The 15,634-nt window shown below is 73.0% G+C and carries 18 protein-coding genes; 11 read left to right on the top strand and 7 right to left on the bottom strand.

Features of this window, described 5'->3' with window-relative positions; translation table 11 throughout:
- Window positions 1–5 precede the first annotated feature (5 nt).
- Window positions 6–818, bottom strand: coding sequence for a DUF3097 domain-containing protein (locus AB0J53_RS22440; RefSeq protein WP_364175253.1), 813 nt, complete (start codon window positions 816–818; stop codon window positions 6–8).
- Window positions 819–836: 18 nt separating this feature from the next.
- On the bottom strand, window positions 837–1,544 hold the full coding sequence (locus tag AB0J53_RS22435) for a hypothetical protein (protein ID WP_364175250.1): 708 nt from the start codon (window positions 1,542–1,544) through the stop codon (window positions 837–839).
- Between the two features lie 148 nt (window positions 1,545–1,692).
- Between AB0J53_RS22435 and hrcA the strand changes: the two genes are divergently transcribed.
- Both hrcA and dnaJ read left to right on the top strand, forming a co-directional pair.
- Complete coding sequence (hrcA, locus tag AB0J53_RS22430) at window positions 1,693–2,712, top strand: heat-inducible transcriptional repressor HrcA (RefSeq protein WP_219507505.1); 1,020 nt, start codon at window positions 1,693–1,695, stop codon at window positions 2,710–2,712.
- Window positions 2,713–2,723: 11 nt separating this feature from the next.
- Window positions 2,724–3,863 carry a molecular chaperone DnaJ gene (dnaJ, locus tag AB0J53_RS22425; protein WP_219507506.1) on the top strand — a complete coding sequence of 380 codons (1,140 nt, stop codon included), beginning with the start codon at window positions 2,724–2,726 and terminating at the stop codon, window positions 3,861–3,863.
- On the opposite strand, the gene AB0J53_RS22420 is transcribed toward dnaJ, so the two are convergent.
- The gene (locus AB0J53_RS22420; RefSeq protein ID WP_364175247.1) at window positions 3,831–5,951 is read right to left on the bottom strand and encodes a nitrate- and nitrite sensing domain-containing protein; all 2,121 of its coding nucleotides are present in this window, start codon (window positions 5,949–5,951) and stop codon (window positions 3,831–3,833) included. The two genes, dnaJ and AB0J53_RS22420, sit on opposite strands and share 33 nt — an antisense overlap.
- 110 nt (window positions 5,952–6,061) lie before the next feature.
- On the opposite strand from AB0J53_RS22420, the gene AB0J53_RS22415 reads away from it, so the two are divergent.
- Entirely contained in the window at window positions 6,062–6,787 is a 726-nt protein-coding gene (locus AB0J53_RS22415; RefSeq protein ID WP_364175649.1) for a 16S rRNA (uracil(1498)-N(3))-methyltransferase, read from the top strand.
- A gap of 29 nt (window positions 6,788–6,816) precedes the next feature.
- On the opposite strand, the gene AB0J53_RS22410 is transcribed toward AB0J53_RS22415, so the two are convergent.
- The gene (locus tag AB0J53_RS22410; RefSeq protein ID WP_219507509.1) at window positions 6,817–7,473 is read right to left on the bottom strand and encodes a hypothetical protein; all 657 of its coding nucleotides are present in this window, start codon (window positions 7,471–7,473) and stop codon (window positions 6,817–6,819) included.
- Window positions 7,470–7,982, bottom strand: a complete 513-nt coding sequence (locus AB0J53_RS22405) for a SigE family RNA polymerase sigma factor (protein ID WP_049573205.1) — start codon at window positions 7,980–7,982, stop codon at window positions 7,470–7,472. Before AB0J53_RS22405 ends, AB0J53_RS22410 begins: the two co-directional genes overlap by 4 nt.
- Window positions 7,983–8,243: 261 nt before the next feature.
- On the opposite strand from AB0J53_RS22405, the gene AB0J53_RS22400 reads away from it, so the two are divergent.
- The 8 genes from AB0J53_RS22400 to era all read left to right on the top strand — a co-directional run bounded on the left by AB0J53_RS22400 (window position 8,244) and on the right by era (window position 14,176).
- Complete coding sequence (locus tag AB0J53_RS22400) at window positions 8,244–8,588, top strand: histidine triad nucleotide-binding protein (protein ID WP_364175244.1); 345 nt, start codon at window positions 8,244–8,246, stop codon at window positions 8,586–8,588.
- Window positions 8,589–8,679: 91 nt separating this feature from the next.
- Window positions 8,680–9,711, top strand: coding sequence for a PhoH family protein (locus AB0J53_RS22395; RefSeq protein ID WP_219507511.1), 1,032 nt, complete (start codon window positions 8,680–8,682; stop codon window positions 9,709–9,711).
- Window positions 9,708–10,184, top strand: coding sequence for an rRNA maturation RNase YbeY (ybeY, locus tag AB0J53_RS22390; protein ID WP_219507512.1), 477 nt, complete (start codon window positions 9,708–9,710; stop codon window positions 10,182–10,184). The genes AB0J53_RS22395 and ybeY overlap by 4 nt, the downstream gene beginning before the upstream one ends.
- Window positions 10,181–11,476: a hemolysin family protein gene (locus AB0J53_RS22385; protein ID WP_357585144.1), complete on the top strand. Its 1,296-nt coding sequence runs from the start codon at window positions 10,181–10,183 to the stop codon at window positions 11,474–11,476. Before ybeY ends, AB0J53_RS22385 begins: the two co-directional genes overlap by 4 nt.
- 313 nt (window positions 11,477–11,789) lie before the next feature.
- Window positions 11,790–12,422 carry a hypothetical protein gene (locus AB0J53_RS22380; protein WP_219507514.1) on the top strand — a complete coding sequence of 211 codons (633 nt, stop codon included), beginning with the start codon at window positions 11,790–11,792 and terminating at the stop codon, window positions 12,420–12,422.
- 10 nt (window positions 12,423–12,432) lie between these two features.
- Complete coding sequence (locus AB0J53_RS22375; protein WP_219507516.1) at window positions 12,433–12,771, top strand: cytidine deaminase; 339 nt, start codon at window positions 12,433–12,435, stop codon at window positions 12,769–12,771.
- 1 nt (window position 12,772) lies between these two features.
- Complete coding sequence (locus AB0J53_RS22370) at window positions 12,773–13,252, top strand: NUDIX domain-containing protein (RefSeq protein ID WP_364175239.1); 480 nt, start codon at window positions 12,773–12,775, stop codon at window positions 13,250–13,252.
- A 15-nt stretch (window positions 13,253–13,267) separates the two neighbouring features.
- Window positions 13,268–14,176, top strand: a complete 909-nt coding sequence (gene era, locus AB0J53_RS22365; RefSeq protein WP_308125855.1) for a GTPase Era — start codon at window positions 13,268–13,270, stop codon at window positions 14,174–14,176.
- Here era and AB0J53_RS22360 read toward each other — a convergent pair.
- A complete protein-coding gene (locus tag AB0J53_RS22360) occupies window positions 14,167–14,643 on the bottom strand; it encodes a hypothetical protein (protein ID WP_364175235.1) in 477 nt (158 codons plus the stop codon). The two genes, era and AB0J53_RS22360, sit on opposite strands and share 10 nt — an antisense overlap.
- 91 nt (window positions 14,644–14,734) lie before the next feature.
- The gene (ureG, locus tag AB0J53_RS22355) at window positions 14,735–15,391 is read right to left on the bottom strand and encodes an urease accessory protein UreG (protein ID WP_219507522.1); all 657 of its coding nucleotides are present in this window, start codon (window positions 15,389–15,391) and stop codon (window positions 14,735–14,737) included.
- Between the last annotated feature and the right edge of the window lie 243 nt (window positions 15,392–15,634).

Below are 15,634 nucleotides of genomic sequence, written 5' to 3'. Positions count from 1 at the left end.
CGCGCTCACGAGGCTGCCCCGGTGACGAAGTCGATCAGCTCCTCGACCCGGCCGAGCAGCTCGGGCTCCAGATCGGCGTAGGTCGAGACGGAGCCGAGGATGCGCCGCCAGGCGTCGGCCGGCTCGCCGCGCCAGCCCAGGGCGGCGATCACGCCCTCCTTCCACGGCACCCCGCGCGGCACGTCCGGCCAGGCCGCGATACCCACGGCCGACGGCTTGACCGCCTGCCAGATGTCCACGTACGGGTGCCCGACCACGAGCACGTGCGGCGAGGTGACCTGGGCGGCGATGCGGCTCTCCTTGGAGCCCGGCACCAGATGGTCGACCAGCACGCCCAGCCGCCGCCCCGGCTCGGGCGCGAACTCCTCGACGATCGCCGGCAGGTCGTCGACGCCCTCCAGGTACTCGACGACGACGCCCTCGACCCGCAGGTCGTGACCCCAGATCTTCTCCACCAGGGCGGCGTCGTGCACGCCCTCGACGTAGATGCGGCTCTCGCGGGCCACCCTGGCCCGCAGCCCCTCCACGGCGATCGAGCCCGAGGCGCTGCGCCGGGGCGCCCGGGGAGCGGCGGCCTGGGGCCGCACGAGCGTCACGACCTTGCCCTCCAGCAGGAACGCGGCGGGCGCGAGCGGGAACAGCCGGCGCCTGCCGAAGCGGTCCTCCAGCGTGACGGCCTCCTTGTCGCAGGCCACCACAGCGCCGCAGAAGCCGCTGTCGGCGTCCTCCACCACCAGGTCCGGCTCGGCCGGCACCTGCGGGATCTTGCCCTTGCCCGGGCGCCGCCAGTTTCCCGCGAGAACATCACCGTCGTACACACCGGGGACCGTAGCAAATCACCCGCCCGCCGCGAGGCGCTTGCGGTGCCCGCTGCGTCGTATCACGACCACGATCGTCACGAAGGCCGCCGCGAGCACGCCGATCGCGGCCACGATCGCGGCCACCGCCGCGCCGCCCACGACCCCGGCCGCCGCGCCGAGCACGCCCGTGCCGATGCCGAACCGGGCGTCCGACTGCTGCTGGGTGGCGCAGGTGACCTGGTACTGGCCCGCCGACGGCGCGTTGACCAGCGCGATCTGCTCCCAGCGGGTGCCGTCGACGGTGAGCGTGGTCGTGCCGGAGGGCGCGATGAGCGTGGCGCCGCCGGAGATCTGGCAGTCGTAGCTGACCGGGCCGTCGGAGGCGAGGTAGAGGGCGGGGCCGTCGGCCGGGTCGAGCGTGGCCGCGACCGTCTCGCCGGCGGCGAACGTGCGGCTCGGCGCCACGTTCGCCACCGTGCTGAACAGGCTGCTCACGAACAGCGCCCCGGCGGCCAGCACGCACACGGCCGCCACGCCCCATGCGACGCCGATCCACCGCAGCCGGGGCCGGATCGCCTTCGGGTCCACCCGCTGCCCGTACGGAGGCGGGAACTGCTGCCCGTACGGGGGCGGCGGCGGGGCGAAGTAGGGCTGCTGACCAGGGGGAGGGGGCGGATACTGGTGGTGGGTCCCCGGCTGCGGCCCCGGCGGAGGCGGCGGGCCGTACGGCGAATTGTCCGTCATGGCGGCAAGTGTGAGGCTTGGCATTCGGCTTGTCATCGGGCCCCCGGCGTTATCGCACCTTGTGGGTGAGAGCCGTACACTTGGCACTCGGGAACACAGAGTGCTAGACCTGGCGTTTCCCCTAAAGGCAGCGGTAGGAGGTGCGCACGTGCTCGACGATCGTAAACTCGCGGTGCTCCGCGCCATTGTCGAAGACTACGTGTCGACCAACGAACCCGTCGGCTCGAAGGCGCTCGCCGAGCGCCACAACCTCAAGGTCTCCCCGGCGACGGTCCGCAACGACATGGCCGCGCTGGAGGAGGAGGGCTACATCACCCAGCCGCACACCAGCGCGGGCCGAGTGCCGACGGACAAGGGTTATCGCCTGTTCGTCGACAGGCTCTCGCAGGTCAAGCCGCTCTCCGGAGCGGAGCGCCGGGCGATCGAGACCTTCCTGGCGGGCGCGGTCGACCTCGACGACGTGGTGACCCGCACGGTGCGGCTGCTCGCGCAGCTCACCAGGCAGGTCGCCGTCGTGCAGTATCCGACCCTGACCCGTTCCACGGTCCGGCACGTCGAGCTGGTCCCGCTCGCCGAGCGGCGGGTCATGCTCGTCCTGATCACCAACACCGGCCGCGTCGAGCAGCGCGTGATCGAGCTGCCCGAGGTGGTGGAGGACACCCGCATCGCGCACCTGCGTGCGGTGCTCAACGCCTGTCTCGACGGCTGCGGCCTGGCCAGCGTGCCGGAGCTGGTGTCCGACCTGCCCGAGCGGCTGCCGGTCGAGGACCGGCCGGTGGTGGCGACGATCCTGTCGGTCCTGCTCGAAACGCTCGTCGAGCGGCACGACGAGAAGATCGTGTTCGCCGGCGCGGCCAACCTCGCCGGCGCCGACTTCAGCGTCGGCCTGCGCGACGTGCTGGAGGCGCTGGAGGAACAGGTCGTGCTCATGCGGCTGCTCGGCGAGACAACCACAGACACCCCGTCCGCTCTCACCGTGCGCATCGGTTCCGAGAACGCCTATACCGGACTGCGGGGCACGTCCATCGTCGCCACGGGATACGGTCAAGGCGACAACCAACTGGCCCGGCTCGGCGTGCTGGGCCCCACGAGGATGGACTACCCCGTGACGATGGGCGCCGTACGCGCGGTGGCACGCTACGTCAGCCAGATCCTGGCTGCATCTTAAGAGGTCGATAAGTGGCAAACAGCGACTACTACGCCACCCTCGGGGTGCGCCGTGACGCCAGTCAGGACGAGATCAAGAAGGCCTACCGCCGGCTGGCCCGCGAGCTGCACCCTGACGTGAATCCCGATCCCGCCACCCAGGAGCGGTTCAAGGAGATCACGCAGGCCTACGAGGTGCTGTCCGACCCGAGCAAGCGCCAGATGTACGACCTCGGCGGCGACCCGTTCGGCGGCGGCGGCGCGGGTGCGGGCGCCGGCGGGTTCGGCGCCGGGTTCCCGTTCAGCGACATCATGGACGCCTTCTTCGGCACCGCCGGCGGCACGCGCGGCCCCCGTTCGCGCGCCAGGCGCGGCCGCAACGCGACCATCCGGGTCGAGCTCGACCTGCGCGAGACCGCGTTCGGCACCACCCGTGAGCTCGTCGTCGACACGGCCGTCACCTGTGAGGTGTGCCAGGGCGCCGGCACCGCCCAGGGCACCCACCCCGACACCTGCGACATGTGCAACGGGCGCGGCGAGATCTCCCAGGTCACCCGCTCGTTCCTGGGCCAGGTCATGACCTCGCGGCCGTGCCCGCAGTGCGGCGGCTTCGGCAGCATCATCCGCCACCCGTGCCAGGAGTGCTCCGGCGACGGCCGGGTGCGCACCCGCCGCACGATCAAGGTCCGGATCCCGGCCGGCGTCGAGGACGGCACCCACATCCAGCTCGCCGGCGAGGGCGAGGTCGGCCCCGGCGGCGGCCCGCCCGGCGACCTGTTCCTGGAGATCGCCGAGAAGCCGCACGAGATCTTCGAGCGGCGCGGCGACGACCTGCACTGCACGGTCCAGATCCCGATGACGGCGGCCGCGCTCGGCACCATCCTGTCCGTCGAGACGCTCGACGGCCCGGAGGAGGTCGACGTGCGGCCCGGCACCCAGTCCGGTCAGGTCATCACCATGTACGGGCGCGGCGTCCAGCGGCTCAACGAGTCGGGCCGCGGCGACCTGCTCATCCACGTCAACGTCGAGACGCCCGGCCGCCTCGACCCGGCCCAGGAGGAGCTGCTGCGCGAGCTGGCCAAGCTGCGCGGCGAGGAGCGCCCGCCCGGCAAGTTCGCGCCGGGCCAGCAGGGGTTCTTCTCACGGCTGCGCGACGCGTTCAACGGCCGCTGAGGCCGCCGTCAGGAGCTCCTCCGGCAGCGCCACCCGGGCGGTCACCCCGGAGCGGGGCGTCTCGTGCAGCCACACCCGCACGCCGAGCCGCTCCGCCAGCCGGCCCACCACGTGGTGGCCGAGGCAGCGGTCGGGCGCGGCCAGGAAGCTCTCCTCGCCCCTGAGCCGGGCGTTGGCCGAGGCCAGCTCGGCGGGCGTCATGCCGACGCCGTGATCGGTGATCGTGATGCGGCACTCGCCCTCGTCGGCGCGCGCCCAGATCTCCACCTCGGCGTCGGGCGGCGAGAACGCCAGCGCGTTCTCCACCAGCTCGGCCAGCAGGTGCGCCACCTCGGCCACGACGGCCCCGCGCACCAGCGGGCCGTCCAGCACCCGCAGCGTCACCCGGTGATGGCCCTCCATCTCCGCCAGCGTCATCCGCACCACGTCGGCCACCGGGACCGGCTCCGACGAGCGGCGCGCCGCCCGCTTGCCCGCCAGCACCAGCAGGCTCTCGGCGTTCCTGCGCAGCCGCCCGGTCAGCCGGTCGAGCTCGCACAGCCGCGCCAGCGCCGCCGGGTCGGACTCGTGCCGCTGCAGCACGCCGACCGCGCCGAGCTGACGGTGCACCAGGTCGCGGTTGCGCCGCCCCAGCTCGGCCAGCGCCTCCGCCGTGCCCTCGCGCAGCGCCGTCCGCTGGGCGGCCAGCCGCGCCGCCGTCGCGTGCATGCCGCCGACGGCCCACGCCACCTCGGTGAACGCGTCGGCCCGCGCCCTGCCGGGGCCCGCCTCCCGTACGCCGGACTCCAGCTCGGCCGCGTGGTCGCGCAGGATGGCCGCCTCCGTGGCCAGGTTGCGCAGCGGGCGCAGGACCGAGCGCACGACCAGCGCCCCCAGCGCGAGCAGCACCAGCGTCAGCGCGGCGCCGGAGGCCGCCAGCGTCAGCAGACGGCGCGTCTCGCGCTCCACGGCGGCCACGGCGGCCGCGCGGGCCTGACCGCCCGCCACCCGCTGCGCGGCCCTCAGCGCGTCCGTACGGGCCTCCGTGGCGCTCTCCCATGCCCGGGGCCCCGCCGTCACCGCCGTGCCCGAGGCGCTCGCCACGGCCTCCTGCTCCAGTGCGGCCACGCGGGCTACCGGGCCGGACCGCAGCGCCCGGTCCAGCGCCGCCGCGCCCGTCCGCCCGGCCATCCGCCCGTAGCGGGCCAGGGCGTCGTCCGTCACGGCCCCGGCCCGCAGGAACGCCGCGTAGTCGGCCGCCGCGAACCCGCCCGCCGCCAGCGCCCCCGTCACCAGCGCCCGCTGCTGCGCGGCGGCCTCCTTGCCCCGCGCCAGCGCCTCCAGCGGCCCCGCCCGGTGCGAGGCCGCCAGCACGGCCGCGATCGTCGTTGTATAGGCGGTGAACACCGTCAGATGCCGGGGCCGCGCCCCCACCTCCCCCGGCACGGCCGCCGCCCCCGGCACGGCGCTGCCGGCCGAGCCCGGCACGACGGTCCCGGCCGCTCCCGGCACCGCGCTTTCGGCCGCCCCTGGGACGGCGGTTGCGGTTGCGCCTGGGACGGCGGTTGCGGTTGCGCCTGGGACGGCGGTTGCGGTCGCTTCGGGGACGGCGGGCGTGCCGGGGGCGGTGGTTCCGGCGGCGCCCGGCACGGCGGCTCCGGTCGCTCCGGGGACGGCGCCCTCGGCCGTCCCGGAGGCGTTCCCGGTGTTCCCAGCGTTCCCGGCGTTCTCCCCGGCCGCGCGGATCTCGGCCAGGGTGCCGGGCCCGGGAAGCGACTCGCGTACGCGCCCGGCCCCGGCGCGGCCGCTGAGCAGCGGGGCGAGGGCGGTGTCGGTGGCCCGGCGGGCGGCGGCGAGGTCGGCGGCGAAGCGCTCCTCACCCGCCGCGCGGCCCGCGGCGAGGGTGCGTTCGCGCTGGAGGGCGTGGACCAGGTCCTCGGCGGCGAGCGCCACGTCCACCTGGCGGACGCCGGACGCGGCCTCGGCACGGGCCGCGGCGAGGTCCGCGACGCCGGCTCCCGTCGCCGCGATGAGCAGCAGCGCCGGCACGGCCGGCAGCAGGAACAGGCGCGCCCTCAGGGGCAGCCCGCGGGCGGGGGACATGGTCATCGCGCTGGGCCCTCGTAAAGTGACGTCAGGAAAGTGCGAGTGCACGTGACACGATATTGCGTCGCGTGTTCGCTTGACTGCGTGACGTGAAGAATCTGGAGTGCGACACGGTGACGGTTCCGGTGTTCCTCGCGGCGGATCTGAGCGGGTCCGAGCTGGTGCTCGACGGCCCCGAGGGGCGGCACGCGGCGTCGGTGCGGCGGCTGCGTGAGGGTGAGCGGGTCGACCTGACCGACGGCGCGGGCACGATGGCCGAGTGCGTGGTGCGCGAGGTGCTGAAGGACGCGCTGCGGCTGGACGTGCTGGCCCGCCACGAGGTGCCCGCGCCGCGGCCCCGGCTGGTCGTGGTGCAGGGCCTGCCCAAGGGTGACCGGGGCGAGCTGGCCGTGGAGATGATGACCGAGGCGGGCGTCGACGTGATCGTGCCGTGGGCCGCCTCGCGCAGCATCACGCAGTGGAAGGGCGAGCGGGCCGCCAAGGCGCTGGGCCGGTGGCGGTCCACGGCGCGGGAGGCGGGCAAGCAGGCGCGCCGGTTCCATCTGCCGGAGGTGGCCGAGCCCGCCACGACGGCCCGCGTCGAGGCGCTGCTGGCGGGCGCGGCGCTGGGGCTGGTGCTGCACGAGGAGGCGGCCGAGCCGCTGTCACGGGTGGCGCTGCCGGCGGGCGGCGACATCGTCGTCGTGGTGGGCCCGGAGGGCGGCGTGTCGGAGGACGAGCTGGCGCGCTTCGAGGCGGCCAAGGCGGTGCCGGTGCTGCTGGGGCCGACGGTGCTGCGCACCTCGACGGCGGGGGTGGCGGCGGCGGCCGTGCTGCTGGCGCGCTCCGGCCGCTGGTAGCGTCCCGGCGGACAACGAGCCTGAGGGCGTCAGGGGAGCGGGGGCGGGGTGGCGAGCAGCGGGCTGGGCGCGTCCGACGCGGTCGGCGCCGGGTCGCCCGGCGGGCACTCCTCGGCGGGGCAGGGCGCCTCGGGCGCGGCGGTCTCCGAGATCGACGGGTCCGGCGAGGGCGAGGGCGTGATCTCCGGGCAGTCGGCGGGCGGCTCCGCCTGTTCCTCGGCGGCCGTCGGGCACGGCGTCGTGCTGGGCTCGGAGCTGGGGGAGGGGGAGGGCTTGCTGGTCGACCTGGCCGTCTCCGACGGCTGCGGCGAGGGCGGCGGCGTGGACGGGTCGGGGACGACGACCGCCGGCGGGTCCTGCCGTACGGTGGCCTTCGGCTCGGCGGGCCGGCTGGTCGACGACTTGGCCGGCGGGGTGGCGCTGGAGGTGGCCTCGACCTCCTGGACGGGCACCTGCTCGATCACCTGGTTGCGCAGCTCGGGGACCACCATCACGATCGTGGCGGCGACCAGGACGGCGCTGGCCGCGGCGGCGCCCACCCGCCACCAGATGAGGTTGCGCGCCCCGCGCCGCTCGATCCGGGCACGGATGATCTCCAGCCCGTCCGGCGAGGGCACGACCGCGTCCGCCTCCGCGTGGAGCGCACGGCGCAGGGCGTCGCCGTGCTCGTCGGGGGGCTGGGTCATGACATCTTCTCCAGGACGGATCGCAAGGCGGCCATGCCACGCGCCGTGTGGCTCTTGACCGCGCCCTTGCTGATGCCCATGGCGTGGGCGATCTCAGCCTCGGACAGATCACCGTAGTAACGAAGGACCAGTGCCTCTCTCTGACGGGTGGGCAGGGCTCGCAGCGCCTCGATCACGGCGGAGCGTTCGAGCTCGCCGATCGCGCCGTTCTCGGCGCTCGGCGCGTCGGGCAGGCCCTTCGGCGCGTATTTCTCGACGACCGCGCGGTGACGCAGCACGGAACGGGACCGGTTGACGACGGACTGACGCAGGTAGGCGAGTGCTTTGTCGGGGTCACGCAGTCTGCGCCAGGCGCCGTGGATGGCGACGAACGCGTCCTGCACGACTTCCTCCGCGGTTGCCATGTCGCGCACCAGCAACACAGCGAGACGTACCAATGACCGAAAGTGCGCGCTGTACAGCGCGGTCACGGCCATGTCGGCGTCCCACCCGACCGGCACCGCCCCCATGGACCTGTCGGCCAGGAGGGTTTCGGTGGTCACTTCAGTGGGACGCGCGGCCTTGCCTGAGGGTTTACGCTCTTCCGGTTCCTTAGGGGGCATGACCCAGTCGTGTCCTCGCCAGGTGGCCTCGCCCGACCCTGAATCGTCTCTTTTCCTTGAAGTGTCGCACACACACCCTAACCGCGTTGATCTTCGGACGCCACGCGGGAAGCGGTCACCGATTCGCAACGCCGATCAGGCGATGTCCCGTGTCGGTAAGGTGATCGGGTGACCGACTGCCTCTTCTGCAAGATCGTGGCCAGGGAGATCAAGGCCGAGATCGTCCTGGAGACCGAGCGGGCGCTGGCCTTCCGCGACATCAACCCGCAGGCGCCCACCCACGTGCTCGTCGTCCCGAAGGCGCACCACGCCGACGCGGCGGCCCTGGCCGAGGCCGACGACGGGCTGGCCGACGACGTGCTCAAGGCCGCGCACGCGGTGGCCGTGCAGGAGGGCGTCGCGCCCGGCGGTTACCGGATCGTGTTCAACACCGGGGCCGGCGCCGGGCAGACCGTCTTCCACGTGCACGCGCACGTGCTGGGCGGGCGTGACCTGACCTGGCCGCCCGGGTGATATTGGCATGAGCGATCGGCCTGGTCCCGGCTACCATGGGGGCACAAGCAATGCCAAGGAGACCGGGAGGCATCAGGCCGCTGGCCTGCCCATGTCCGAACTACACGAATCCCGACGAACGGCACCTCCCTCGCGCACTCAAGCCAAGGTGCTGATTCCGGACGAATACCCGATGGTCAGCCTCCTGGGCTCACGTGACGAGCTGCTGCGCGTCATCGAGGGCGCCTTCAAGGCCGACATCCACGTGCGCGGGAACGAGATCACCGTCACCGGCAGCCCCGACGAGAGCGGCACCGTGGTGCGGCTGTTCGAGGAGCTGGTCGAGGTGCTGCGCAGCGGCGGCGAGCTCACCCCCGACGCGGTCGAGCGGAGCATCGCCATGCTCCGCATGACCTCCGACCGCCCGGCCGAGGTGCTGTCGCTCGACATCCTCTCCTCGCGCGGGCGGACCATCAGGCCCAAGACGGTCAACCAGAAGCGCTACGTCGACGCGATCGACAAGCACACGATCGTCTTCGGCATCGGCCCCGCCGGCACCGGCAAGACCTACCTCGCGATGGCCAAGGCCGTGCGCGCGCTCCAGGAGAAGCGGGTCAACCGCATCATCCTGACCCGCCCCGCGGTCGAGGCCGGCGAGCGGCTCGGCTTCCTGCCCGGCACCCTCTACGAGAAGATCGACCCCTACCTGCGGCCGCTCTACGACGCGCTGCACGACATGGTCGACCCCGACTCGATCCCCAAGCTGATGGCCGCGGGCACGATCGAGGTCGCGCCGCTGGCCTACATGCGCGGCCGCACGCTCAACGACGCCTTCATCATCCTCGACGAGGCCCAGAACTCCTCGGCCGAGCAGATGAAGATGTTCCTGACCCGTCTCGGCTTCAACTCCAAGATCGTGGTGACGGGTGACGTCACCCAGGTCGACCTGCCCTCGGGCACGGTCAGCGGCCTGCGGGTGGTGCAGGAGATCCTCGAGGGCATCCCCGACATCCACTTCGCCCGGCTGACCAGCTCCGACGTGGTCCGCCACAAGCTGGTGAGCGAGATCGTCGACGCCTACGGGCGCTACGACGCACTCCAGGAGCCGAAGCAGATCCAGCAGCAGCGGGGAAAGCGCCGATGAGCATCGAGATCAACAACGAGTCCGGCGTCGGCGTCGACGAGGAGACCCTCGTCGCGCTGGCCGGCCACGTCCTCGCCGAGATGGGCATCAACCCGCTGGCCGAGCTCTCGATCGTGGTCGTCGACGAGGACGCCATGGCCGAGCTGCACGAGAAGTGGATGGGCGAGCCCGGCCCGACAGACGTGCTCGCCTTCCCGATGGACGAGCTGCGTCCCGGCGGCGGCGCGCGCGGCGACGGCGAGAGCCCCGCCGACCCGGCGCTGCTGGGCGACGTGGTGCTCTGCCCGCAGGTGGCGGCCCGGCAGGCCGAGGAGGCCGGCCACAGCGCCCAGGCCGAGCTGGAGCTGCTGTGCACCCACGGCATCCTCCACCTGATGGGCTACGACCACGCCGAGCCCGAGGAGCACAAGGAGATGTTCGGGCTGCAGGCCCGGCTGCTCGAAGCCTGGCGGGAGGTGCGCGACTCCCGGTGAACGCCTGGTTGCCGTTGGCCATCGTCCTCGTCGTGGTCGGTGGCCTCATCGCCAGCGCGGAAACGGCGTTGACGCGCATCTCCCGGGTGCGCGCCGAGGAGGCCGTGCGAGACCGCAGGCGCGGCGCCGACCGGCTGCACGCGATCGTCTCCGACGCGCCGCGCTACCTCAATCTGCTGCTCCTGCTCCGGCTGAGCTGCGAGCTGGTCGCGACGGTGATCGCGACGTTGCTGTTCATCGACCTCATGCACGACCAGGGCTGGGCGTACGTGTCCGCCGCGGCCGTGATGATCGTGGTGAGCTACGTGATCGTCGGCGTCATGCCGCGCACCCTGGGCCGCCAGCACGCCGAGCCGATCGCGCTGGCCAGCGCCCCGATCGTCTACGGGCTGACGAAGATCTTCGGGCCGCTGCCCAAGCTGCTCATCCTGCTGGGCAACGCGCTGACGCCCGGCAAGGGGTTCCGCGACGGGCCGTTCACCTCCGAGGCGGAGCTGCGTGACCTGGTCGACCTGGCCGAGGAGCGCCGGGTCATCGAGCCCGACGAGCGCGAGATGATCCACTCGGTGTTCGAGCTGGGCGACACGCTGGTGCGCGAGGTCATGGTGCCGCGCACCGACATGGTCTACATCGAGCGGGGCAAGACGCTCAGCCAGGCGCTGTCGCTGGCGCTGCGCAGCGGCTTCTCCCGCATCCCGGTGGCCGGCGAGAACGAGGACGACGTCATCGGCATCGCCTACCTCAAGGACATCACCCGGCGGGTGCACGAGTCGGGCGCCGACCGCGGGCACGAGCGCATCGAGTCGATCATGCGCCCGGCCACGTACGTGCCCGAGAGCAAGCCGATCGACGAGCTCCTGCGCGAGATGCAGGCCAAGCAGACCCATCTGGCCATCGTCATCGACGAGTATGGCGGCACGGCCGGCCTGGTCACGATCGAGGACGTGCTGGAGGAGATCGTCGGCGAGATCACCGACGAGTACGACCAGGAGGCGCCCCGGGTCGAGCCGATGCCCGGCGGGGCGCTGCGGGTGACGGCCCGGATGCCGGTCGACGAGCTGGCCGAGCTGTTCGACACCGAGATCGAGGTCGACGACGTCGAGACGGTGGGCGGGCTGCTGGCCCACGCGCTGGGCCGGGTGCCGATCGCCGGCTCCCAGGCCGAGGTGGCGGGCCTCAGGCTGACGGCCGAGAGCCTGGCCGGGCGGCGCAACCGGATCAGCACCGTGGTCGTGCGGCGGGTGCTGCCGCTGGGCGACGACGTGGTCCCCGCCCGCGCCGAGCACGACTGACCGGCGGGTCCAGGTTGTCGCAAGCGTTCTACAAGTCTTCTGCAAGCGCCGTCCGCCAGTCTTTCTCTCGACACCCTGTGCGGTGGGTGTCACGAGGGGGGCTTCCGAGCGCCGGGTGGGGTTCGCGGCGGGAGGAAGGCTTCCGGGGGGACGGCAACGTCTCGATCAGCTAGCCGATCGTGACGTTGTTCGGCGTAAAGGGTGTTCTCGTCCGAACAGGACGGGAGCACCCTTTTTGCGTTTGATCCTTTGTTGGTAGTAGCGGTGGATTGCCGTAATTGCCGACCGGGGAGGCTGCCGGTCGGAGGGAATCATGAAACGCGGACAGCGGATCATCGCCTGCGGGCTCCTTGCCGGTGCCCTGACAGGCTGCGGAGACGGCGGCCTCGTCCAAGGGGTCGACGTACAGGCCCTGGCCCAGATGCGGGAGGTTCTCAAGAAGGAGCCGCGGCTGCCCGAGGGCTTCTCGCCCCGGCCCGAGCAGGCGTGGCGGGCGCCGTTCACCCCGGCCGACCGCAACTGCCGGGCCGTGCTCGACGCGGCGGGCGGGCGGGCGCCCGCGCAGGAGCTGACCGCGCAGGCCGCGGCCAGCTATCAGGGCGACGAGCTCGGCGAGCAGGTCGGCGTCGGCCTGGCCCGCTACACCGGCGCCGCCGCCGAACAGCACCTGGCCGAACTGACCCGAGCCCTGGAGGCGTGCCGCGCGGTGCGCCAGGGCACCGGCACCCACCTGCGCACCACGCTGGTGCCGGTCGGGAAGGTGGCCGACGAGGCGGTGGGCGGCGAGCTGCGCGGACGGCTGAACGGCTATCCCTACACGCTCGACGTCGTGCTCGCCCGCTCGGGCGACACGCTGGTCTCGCTGGTGCACACGAGCATGGCCGAGGTGGACCCGCAGCGCACGCGGCAGCTCCTCGACGCGGTGATGCGGATGGCCAGCGCCTAATCTGGTCCTCGTGACTCTCGATCCCGAAGACAGCAAGATCATCACCCTGGCCCGGTCGTCCCGGGCGCGCAACGGCTCCGCCCAGGGCGCCGCCGTACGCGACGAGACCGGCCGCACCTACGCGGCCACCGACGTCGCGCTCACCTCGCTCACCCTGTCGGCGGTGCAGGTGGCCGTGGCGACGGCCGTCTCCAGCGGCGCGCGGTCGCTGGAGGCCGTGGCGCTGGTCACCGACGGCGACGGGCCGAGCGCCGCCGACGAGGCCGCCGCCCGCGAACTGGGCGTCAAGACCATTCTCGTGGCCGGCCCGGACGGCACGCTGCGCGACGGCACGCCCGGCGGAGCCTGACATGCCGATGTCGCCGTTCCTGGCCGACCTGCGCGCCAAGGTCGGCTCCCAGCTCCTCATGCTGCCGTCGGTCAACGGCTGCGTGTTCGACGAGAGCGGCAGGCTGCTGGTGGCACGACACGGCGACGTCGGCCTCTGGGCCACCCCGGGCGGCGGCGTCGACCCCGACGAGCGGCCCGAGGACGCCGTCGTGCGCGAGCTGCGCGAGGAGCTCGGCATCGAGGTCCGCGTACGCGCCCTCATCGGCGCCCACGGCGGCCCCGACTTCCGCGTCCTCTACCCCAACGGGCACCAGGTCGCGTACGTGATCATCACGTACGCCTGCGCCATCGTCTCCGGCACGCCCACCCCCGACGGGGACGAGATCACCGACGCCCGCTGGGTCACCGAGCCGGAGCTGGCCGGGCTCAGGATGACCGCGTGGAGCCCCCACGTGCTCCCCCAGGTCTTCGCCTGGTGGCGTGACCAGGCCGATCGATGAGCCAGAATGCACTATGTGACTTCGCCAGACAACCATCGCGCCGGATTCGCCTGCTTCGTGGGGAGGCCGAACGTCGGCAAGTCCACGCTGATGAACGCCCTGGTCGGCACGAAGGTGGCGATCACCTCGTCCAAGCCGCAGACCACCCGCCGCGCCATCCGCGGCATCGTGCACCGGCCCGAGGCCCAGATCGTCATCGTCGACACGCCCGGCCTGCACCGCCCGCGCACGCTGCTCGGTGAGCGGCTCGACAGCCTCGTGCTGTCCACGCTCACCGAGGTCGACGTGATCGGGTTCTGCGTGCCGGCCAACGAGCCGATCGGCAAGGGCGACCGGTTCATCGCCGACAAGCTCGCCGCCGTCAAGAACACGCCCGTCGTGGCCGTGGTCACCAAGTGCGACCTGGCGAGCCGCGACCAGATCGCCGCGCAGCTTCTTGCGGTGTCGGAGATCGCGGAGTTCGCGGCGGTCGTCCCGGTGTCGGCGCAGTCGGGCGAGCAGCTCGACGTGCTCGGCGACGTGCTCATCGAGCACCTGCCCGAGTCGCCGCCGCTGTACGAGGACGGGCAGCTCACCGACGAGCCCGAGCAGGTGCTCGTGGGCGAGCTCATCCGGGAGGCGTCCCTCGAAGGCGTCCGCGACGAGCTGCCCCACTCCATCGCCGTCGTCGTCGACGAGATGCTGCCGCGCGAGGGGCGCGACGACCTGCTCGACATCTACGCCCACCTGTTCGTCGAGCGGCCGTCGCAGAAGGCCATCGTCATCGGCCACAAGGGCGAGCGGCTGCGCGAGGTCGGCACCGCGGCCCGTAAGCAGATCGAGGCCCTGCTCGGCACCCGCGTCTATCTCGACCTGCGCATCAGCGTGCTCAAGGACTGGCAGCGCGACCCCAAGCAGCTGCGCCGCCTGGGCTTCTACGACTGACGGGTGGCGGCCGGGGCCCTGCGGAACAGCGCCAGGACGGCCAGCACCACCACCGCCAGCGACGCGCCCAGCGCGGCGAACCAGCCGTAGCGGATGACCGGCTCGATCGACAGGAAGCCCAGGTCGATCGAGACCCGGTCGGGCAGGCCGGCCGAGCCGGTCACGAACAGCACCAGCACCACCGCCGCCAGCGCGCCCGGCAGCGCGGCCAGCGCCGCGACGCGCGGGCGGCCGATCAGGCCGGCCAGCCCGCAGCCCGCCGCCGCCAGCCCGGCCAGCAGCGTCCACACGCCGGAGGCGTCGTCGATGCCGCGCACGTCGCGTGACAGCCCGGCGCCGACCAGGTCGCTCGTCGCCTGCGTCCCGGCCCAGGGCAGGACGACGCAGAAGATCAGCAGGCCGCCCGCGAGCATGACGGCGAAGGCGTGGAGTCTCCCGGCGGGTGACGGCGTGAGATGGTCGGCCACCCGATCACCATAAGCCGATCGTGCCGCCGCCACCACCGTCCGCGACGCGCCAACCGTGTGTCCGCGGCGTACGGCCGGGCGTGCGGCGAGGTCAGGAGTGGCGCCAGGTCTTGGCCTGGTCCTTCACCCAGGCGGAGACCTCCGCCGCGGTGGGATCCTGCCTGATCGAGGTGAACACCACTGGACCGCCGCCCCGGACCGCCGCCGCGTCGCGGGCCATCGACTCCAGGTCGGCGCCCACCAGCGGGGCCAGGTCCGTCTTGTTGACGACCAGCAGATCGGCCTGGGTGACGCCGGGGCCGCCCTTGCGTGGCACCCGGTCGCCGCCCGCCGCGTCCAGGACGAAGATCTGCCGGTCGGCCAGCTTCCGGCCGAACGTCGCCGCCAGGCTGTCGCCGCCGCTCTCCACCAGCACCAGGTCCAGCGGCCCGAACCGCTCCTCCAGCGTCTCCACCGCGTCGAGGTTGGCGGCGAGGTCGTCGCGGATCGCGGTGTGCGGCAGGCCGCCGGTCTCCACGGCCAGGATGCGCTCGGGGTCGAGGACGTCCGCGCCGCGCAGGAAGTCGGCGTCGTCGGTGGTGCGGACGTCGTTCGTGACGACGGCGAGCTGCAGGGCCGGGCCGAGCGTCCGGCACAGGGCCGCCACCAGGGCCGTCTTGCCGCTCCCCACCGGCCCGCCGATCCCCAGACGCAGTGCGCGCCCGTGGCCGTCGGGGGTGTGGTGACGATCGCGGAGGTTGGCGCCCATGGGTGGGTTCCTTCCTGTCGGGAGGTGAAGAGCCTGACGTGGGGCCTGTGCGTACCGTTCTGCGAGGAGAGCCGAGGCGTGGGCGCTGCGTCGGAGAGGCGGTGCGCGTCCACCTCGGCATCCGGCTCCTCCCACGAGGGCGGGTGACCGGGGAGGGACAGCCATCCTCCGGGGACGGCCCTGCGGGCGGGACGTCCCTCACGTCTGGAGTTTCCCTCCGAAACGCGGCACCGTCCAGGGGCG

Origin of the sequence: Nonomuraea sp. NPDC049725 (genome assembly GCF_040674795.1) — a bacterium.
GTDB lineage: Bacteria > Actinomycetota > Actinomycetes > Streptosporangiales > Streptosporangiaceae > Nonomuraea > Nonomuraea ceibae.
Note: the sequence above shows the minus strand (reverse complement) of the source record. Positions and strands in the feature narration are given on the sequence as shown.